The 6684-nt window shown below is 66.4% G+C and carries 4 protein-coding genes; all 4 read left to right on the forward strand.

Annotated elements, in window-relative coordinates; translation table 11 throughout:
- The first annotated feature begins 21 nt into the window (after positions 1–21).
- The 4 genes from EPO55_RS00320 (at position 22) to EPO55_RS00335 (ending at position 6461) form a co-directional block, all read left to right on the forward strand.
- Positions 22–3990: a GAF domain-containing protein gene (locus EPO55_RS00320; protein ID WP_296334379.1), complete on the forward strand. Its 3969-nt coding sequence runs from the start codon at positions 22–24 to the stop codon at positions 3988–3990.
- Positions 3987–4388: a response regulator gene (locus EPO55_RS00325; protein ID WP_296334380.1), complete on the forward strand. Its 402-nt coding sequence runs from the start codon at positions 3987–3989 to the stop codon at positions 4386–4388. The genes EPO55_RS00320 and EPO55_RS00325 overlap by 4 nt, the downstream gene beginning before the upstream one ends.
- Complete coding sequence (locus tag EPO55_RS00330) at positions 4385–5503, forward strand: adenylate/guanylate cyclase domain-containing protein (RefSeq protein WP_296334381.1); 1119 nt, start codon at positions 4385–4387, stop codon at positions 5501–5503. Before EPO55_RS00325 ends, EPO55_RS00330 begins: the two co-directional genes overlap by 4 nt.
- Positions 5504–5621: 118 nt before the next feature.
- A complete protein-coding gene (locus tag EPO55_RS00335) occupies positions 5622–6461 on the forward strand; it encodes a TauD/TfdA family dioxygenase (RefSeq protein ID WP_296334382.1) in 840 nt (279 codons plus the stop codon).
- Positions 6462–6684: the final 223 nt, after the last annotated feature.

A 6684-nucleotide genomic window follows, 5' to 3' on the forward strand; every position in this document is an offset into this window, starting at 1 on the left:
CGATGCGGAGCTCGATAGCAAATGGCGACGCCCGAACCACCGACGGAGTCCACAACGGCGAACACGGGTGTCGATGCCGTAGCTGCCCGCGAAAATGAACTCGCCGTCCTTCGCCGGGAGCTGAACGAGTCCCTTCAACAGCAGGCGGCAACGGCAGAGGCGCTCCGAGCCATCAGCCGGTCGTCGTTCAATCTTCAGAAAGTCCTCGAGACGTTGCTTTCGGCCGCCGCCGACCTCTGTTCAGCGGACAATTCCTACATCTACCTGCGGCACGGCGACTCCTACTGGCTGGCCGCCTGCGGCGGCTTTTCCAGCGACGTCGAAGAGTTCCTGAAGCAACGCGCCATCGAGCCGGGCAGGGACACGCTGGTGGCGCGCACGGCGCTGGAAGGCCGTATCATCCATATTCCGGATGTGCTCGCTGATCCCGAGTACACCTATCGGGAGGCTCAGAGCCGGGGCGGATTTCGCACCGTGCTGGGCATCCCGATGGTGCGGGACGGCATGCCGATGGGCGTGTTGTCGCTAAGCCGCGCCACCGTCAGTCCGTTCACCGACAAACAGATCGCGCTTGTCAGCACCTTCGCCGACCAGGCTGTCATTGCGATCCATACCGTCCGGCTGTTCGACGAAGTCCAGGCGCGCACCCAGGAACTCGAAAAATCGCTGGAGCAACAGACTGCCACTGCCGACATCCTGCGCGTGATCTCGCAATCGCCGTCGGACGTCACGCCGGTGCTGGAGGCGGTGGCCGAGGCGGCCGTGAAATTCTGCGGCGCAAGCGATGCCCAGGTCGCTTTGCGCGACGGAGACGCTTGGTTCGTTGGCACTCACCAGGGTCCCGTCGGGGCGATCCTCGGCACCCGCCGTCCGCTGACGAGAGCGACGGCGCCGGGCCGCGCCATCGTCGACGCAACGATGGTGCATATGCCCGACCTCGACTCGCTCGACCCGGCTGAATTCTCCGAGGCCCGCCAGTACGGCGCCCAATTGGGCTTCAAGGCCGTGCTGGCGGCGCCCATGCTGCGGGACGGCGCGGCCGTCGGCGCAATTTCGCTGCGCCGGTCGACACCCGGCCCCTTCAACGATCGACAGATTGCACTGCTCGAGGCCTTCGCCGACCAGGCCGTCATCGCCGTCGAAAACGTCCGGATGTTCAACGAGACCAAGGAGGCGTTGGAGCAGCAGACGGCGACGGCCGAGATCCTGCGCGCCATTTCACAATCGCCGATCGACGTGCAGCCCGTACTCGATGCGGTGGTGAAGGCGGCCCTGCGTTTTTGCGGCGCGACCGACGCGGTCGTCGTCCTGCGCGAGGGCGACGGCGCCGTCTTCGCGGCGCACGAGGGCCCCTTGGTCCCGGCCCCAGGTTCGAGCCTTCCGCTCAACCGGGAAACCGCCCCGGGCCGGGCCATCCTGGACGGCCGGACCTGTCACTTCCCGGACATCCCGTCGCTCGATCCAGTCGAGTTCGCGACGGCCCACCGGCTCGCCGCTGCCCAGGGTTTCCGCGCCGCCGTGTCCGCACCCCTGCTGCGCAAGGGCGTTGCCATCGGTTCGGTGGCGCTGCGCAAGGCCGAGCTCGGGCCGTTCACGCCCCGACAGATCGAGCTGCTTGAAACCTTCGCTGCCCAAGCGGTAATCGCCATCGAGAACGTGCGCCTGTTCACCGAACTCAGGGAGTCGCTGGAGTATCAGACGGCGACTGCCAACGTGATTCAGATCATCAGCCGGTCCACCTTCGACCTTGAGCCGGTACTGCAGACCCTGGCAGATACGGCGCTTCGGCTTTGCGAAGCGGAGATGGGATTCATCGTGCGTCGCGAAGACGAGGTTTTCCGTGTGGTGACGGCCGCCGGTTCCACGCCCGAGACCCTCAAGGACGCGCGCGACTATCAGCAATACCAGCGGGCGTATCCGCTGACGGTCGACCGGGGCTCGGTCACCGGTCGCATCGCTTTGGAAAAGCGCGCCGTCCAGATCGATGACGTTAGCGTCGACCCTGAATACCGGCTCACCCAGGCGTCCATGCTTGGCAAGATTCGCACTCAGATGGGCGCACCGCTGATGCGCGAGGGCTCGCTCATCGGCACGATCATACTCTCACGTCAGAAGGTCCAGCCGTTCACCGATCGTCAGGTCGATCTGCTGCGCACTTTCGCCGATCAGGCCGTGATCGCCATCGAGAACACACGCCTTCTCACCGAGCAGCGTGAGGCGCTCGAGCGGCAGACAGCGACGGCGCAGGTCCTGCAGGTCATCAACGAATCGCCGGGCGACCTGACGCCTGTCTTCGAAGCAATGCTGGAGCGGGCCGTCGGCCTCGGCGAGGCCGCCTTCGGCATCATGAACGTCTACGAGGACGGAGAGTTCAGAGCCGTGGCCCTGCGCGGCGTCCCCGACGGCCTGATCGACCAATGGGCGGCGGCCCCCCGACCAAGCGCACGCAATGCTCTGACCCGCATGGTCAATGGCGAGGACGTAGTCCACATCGACGATCTGGCCGCCTACGAAACCTACCAGGCCGGAGATCTCCGAACCCGCGCTCTCGTGGAGATCGGCGGAGCCAGGAGCCTGCTCGCGGTGGCGCTTCGCAAGGAGGGTGCGTTTCTCGGCTCGATCACCGTCTATCGTCAGGAAGTCCGGCCATTTTCAGACAAGCAGATTTCCCTTCTGCAGAACTTCGCCTCGCAAGGCGTGATTGCGATCGACAACGCCCGTCTGCTCGAGCAGATCCGCCAGCGACAGGCCGAATTGCGTGTCACCTTCGACAACATGGGCGACGGCGTGGCGATGTTCGATGCCGACCTTCGGCTCGCCGCCTGGAACCGGAATTTCCAGGAGATAATGGGCCTGCCGGAGGATCGCCTGGCTGAGCGACCGCGCTATTCCGAGTATCTGCATATGCTCGCGGAGCGGGGAGAGTTCGGCACCGAAGGCATCAAAGCCGAACTCGCCAGCCGGCTCGAAAATACCGACCGCGAACTGCGTCTGGAGCGCACGAGGTCCGATGGGACCGTGATCGAAGTGCGCCGCAATGCCGTGCCGGGCGGAGGGTTCGTTCTGATCTACAGCGACGTGACCGAGCGCAAGCGGGCCGAGGCGGAAATCCGCGCCGCGCGCGACACAGCAGAGGCGGCGCTCGGACAGCTCAAGGCCGCCCAGGCCAACCTGGTGCAGTCCGAGAAGATGGCCTCGCTCGGCCAGCTCACCGCCGGCATCGCGCATGAGATCAAGAACCCGCTGAACTTCGTCAACAATTTCGCCGGCCTCTCGGTCGAGCTGCTGGCCGAGATCAGGGAGGCGGCAGGGCCGGTCTTCGCCCAGCTCGACCAGGACAAACGTGCCGAGATCGACGAGACGATGGCGCTGATCACCGGCAACCTCGCCAAGATCGCCGAGCATGGCAGGCGGGCCGACGGCATCGTCAAGAGCATGCTGTCGCATTCGCGCGGCGGTACCGGCGACTGGCAGGCGGCCGACATCAATGCGCTGATCGAGGAGGCGCTGAATCTCGCCTATCACGGCGCCCGCGCGCAGGACAAAAACTTCAACATCACGCTCGAGCGCGACCTCGGTCCCGCCGCCAGGCCGATCGAGGTCGTGCCCCAGGACGTCACGCGCGTGTTCCTCAATCTTTTCGGCAACGGCTTCTATGCCGCCAACAAGCGCCGCCTGGCGGGAACCGAGGCAGGCTTCAGGCCGCTGCTGCGCGTCTCGACCCGGGACCTCGGCGAAACGGTCGAGATCAAGGTACGCGACAACGGCGCCGGCATTCCCGAGGAGATCCGCGCAAAACTCTTCCAGCCCTTCTTTACCACCAAGCCGACCGGCGAGGGCACGGGCCTGGGGCTTTCGATCAGCTACGACATCGTCACGCAGCAGCATGGCGGGACGATCGAGGTCGAAAGCGAGCTGGGCGCCTTCACCGAATTCACGGTCCGCCTGCCGCGCAGCCGGCGCATTGCCCCAGCGGAGAGAACGGGATGAGCGTCAGTATCCTGATTGTCGACGACGAGCCCGACGTGGCCGATCTGTTCCGCCAGCGTTTTCGCCGCGAGGTGCGCGAAGGCACATACGTGATCCACTTCGCTGGCTCGGGAGAGGAAGCGCTGGGCAAGCTCGCCGACGGCGTGCGTCCGGAGCTGATCGTCCTCCTGTCCGACATCAACATGCCCGGCATGGACGGGCTGGGGCTGTTGCGCGAGGTCAAGCAACGCCATGCCGAACTGCCGGTGATCATGGTGACGGCCTACGGCGACGACGAACGCCGCCGCAAGGCGAGCGAATACGGTGCCGCCGAGTTCGTCACCAAGCCGGTCGATTTCGACCTGTTGAAGCAGCATCTCCAGCAGCTGCCGCCACCGCACCTGCGGGCGCCGGCGTGACCGGGCCCGTCCCGATGCCGGCCCAGAAGATCCTGGCGGTCGACGACGAGCCCGATTTCGAGGCGCTGATCCGCCAGCGCTTTCGCCAGCGCATCCGCGCCAAGGACCTGGAATTCCGTTTTGCCCGGCACGGCGAGGAGGCGCTCGAGGTGCTGGCGGCGGAGCCGGACATCGAGCTGATGCTGCTCGACATCAACATGCCGGTCATGGACGGGCTCACGTTGCTGGCCGAGTTGCGAACGCGCCGGTCGGCGGTGCGGGCCGTGATCGTCTCGGCCTACGGCGACATGGCCAACATCCGCACCGCGATGAACCGCGGCGCCTTCGATTTCGTGACCAAGCCGGTCGATCTCGCCGACCTGGAAGTCACCATCGACAAAACGCTGGAGAGCATCGCCCATGTGCGCGGCCTCGATCGCCAGCGCCAGGCCGCGGAGCGCGCCCGCGCCAATCTCGCGCGCTACTTCTCGCCCAACCTGGTCGAGATGCTGGCCGATCGCGACGAGCCCTTGGGCCCGGTGCGGCGCGAGACCGTGGCCGTGCTGTTCGTCGACATCGTGGGCTTCACGCGCATGGCCGAGGCCATGCCGCCGGAGCAGGTGGTCACCCTGCTGCGCGACTTCCACGAACGAATGGCGGCGCAGATTTTCGCCTGCGGCGGCACGGTCGAGAAATACATCGGCGACGAGATTTTCGCCGTGTTCGGGCTCCTGAAGGCGGAAGCCGGCGATTCCGCCAACGCGCTGCGCTGTGCCAACGGCATGCTGGCGGCGCTCGACGTCTGGAATGCCGAGCGCATCGGACGGGGCGAGCCCGCACTGTCGATCGGGATTGGCCTCAACTACGGGCCGGCCGTCATGGGTGACGTCGGCAGCGACCAGGGCCTCTCCTTCACCGTGATCGGCGACACGGTCAACACCGCGAGCCGGCTGCAGGCGCTGACCCGCGATCTCAAGACGCCGCTGGTGGTGGCCGACGCACTGATCTCCAGCATTGAGGCGGCGCAACCGGCCGACGCCGCGACCCTGCTCGGCACCCTGGCGAACCAGGGCGAGCGGGCGCTGCGCGGCCGCAGCGGCGCTGTCTGCATCTGGACGCGGGCTGCCCGGGACTGAGGCGGCCGAGTGGTGCCAGCTGCTCGCGCGGGAACTCGGCAAAGCTGTCGCTGGCAACCATTCTCCACCTTCCGGCGGGACGGGTGACACGTTGTCGGAACATGCATTAAGGTGCGCCATGCCTGAAATCGTCCCGTCGAACGGAGCCCTGGGTGCCCGCATCGAAGGCCTCGATCGCGCCACGGCCAACGAGCCGGCCGTTGCCGCGATGCTGAACCAGGCGCTGGCCGAGCATCTGCTCGTCGTCGTGCCGGGCGCGCCCATGACCGTGGAGCAGACGCGCGATTTCGCCCGCGCCTTCGGCAAGCCGCAGACCCAGCTGCTGCGCTACAAGCGGAGCGGTGCCGTGCCCGAAGTGTCGGTGATGGTGAGCACCCTGATGGCCGACGGGACGACCGACAAGACGGCGATCCGGGCCGAGGACTGGCACACCGACGATTCGTATTTTGCGACGCCCGCCAAGGCGACGCTCCTGCACAGCATCGAAATCCCGAGCCACGGCGGCTCGACCTGGTTCTGCAACATGCACTCGGTCTACGAGGCCCTGCCGGAGGCGACGAAGAAGCGAATCGAGGGCAGGCGCGCCGTCCATGGCTACGACACCCCCAGGGCACGCAACCGGCCGTCGCCGCGCACGCCCGAGGAGATCGCCGAGACGCCCGACGTCGAGCATCCGCTGGTACGGACGCATCCGGTGACCGGCCGCAAGGCGCTCTACCTCAACCCCAACCGGCTGGACCGCATCGTCGGGATGGAGCGGGCGGAGAGCGACGCCCTGCTCGACGAGCTGGCCGACGAGGCGCGCAAGCCCCGACACCATTTCGGCCACGTCTGGCAGGTGGGCGACATCGTGGTGTGGGACAACCGCGCCACCATGCACCGCGTCATGATCGACTATCCGATGGGCGAGAAGCGGATCATGCAGCGCGTGCTGATCGAGGGCGACCGGCCGGTCTAGCGCGGGGCGGATATGCGGAATTAAAGTTGCAAGTTCAGCAGGTTTATGCTAATGAATTCGATAGGCTGGCGCTTGGACTGCGCCGGCCTTTTTCTTTTCCGGCACGACCTGCCCGCAGCCGCCTGCGGGTTCGCCTCATGGCCTGGTGCAGCCGCCGCGGGTCCTGACCCGTGGACAGTCCCAACAACGACCCCGTCTCAACGCCACGCCAGATAACGCCGTG

This window comes from Reyranella sp. (genome assembly GCF_004296935.1).
Taxonomy (GTDB): domain Bacteria; phylum Pseudomonadota; class Alphaproteobacteria; order Reyranellales; family Reyranellaceae; genus Reyranella.

What these genes read in the sequence shown, in the direction of transcription:
- EPO55_RS00335 (WP_296334382.1), top strand. Translation starts at nt 5,622, where the DNA reads ATGCCTGAAATCGTCCCGTCGAACGGAGCCCTGGGTGCCCGCATCGAA.
- EPO55_RS00325 (WP_296334380.1), top strand. Translation starts at nt 3,987, where the DNA reads ATGAGCGTCAGTATCCTGATTGTCGACGACGAGCCCGACGTGGCCGAT.
- EPO55_RS00320 (WP_296334379.1), top strand. Translation starts at nt 22, where the DNA reads ATGGCGACGCCCGAACCACCGACGGAGTCCACAACGGCGAACACGGGT.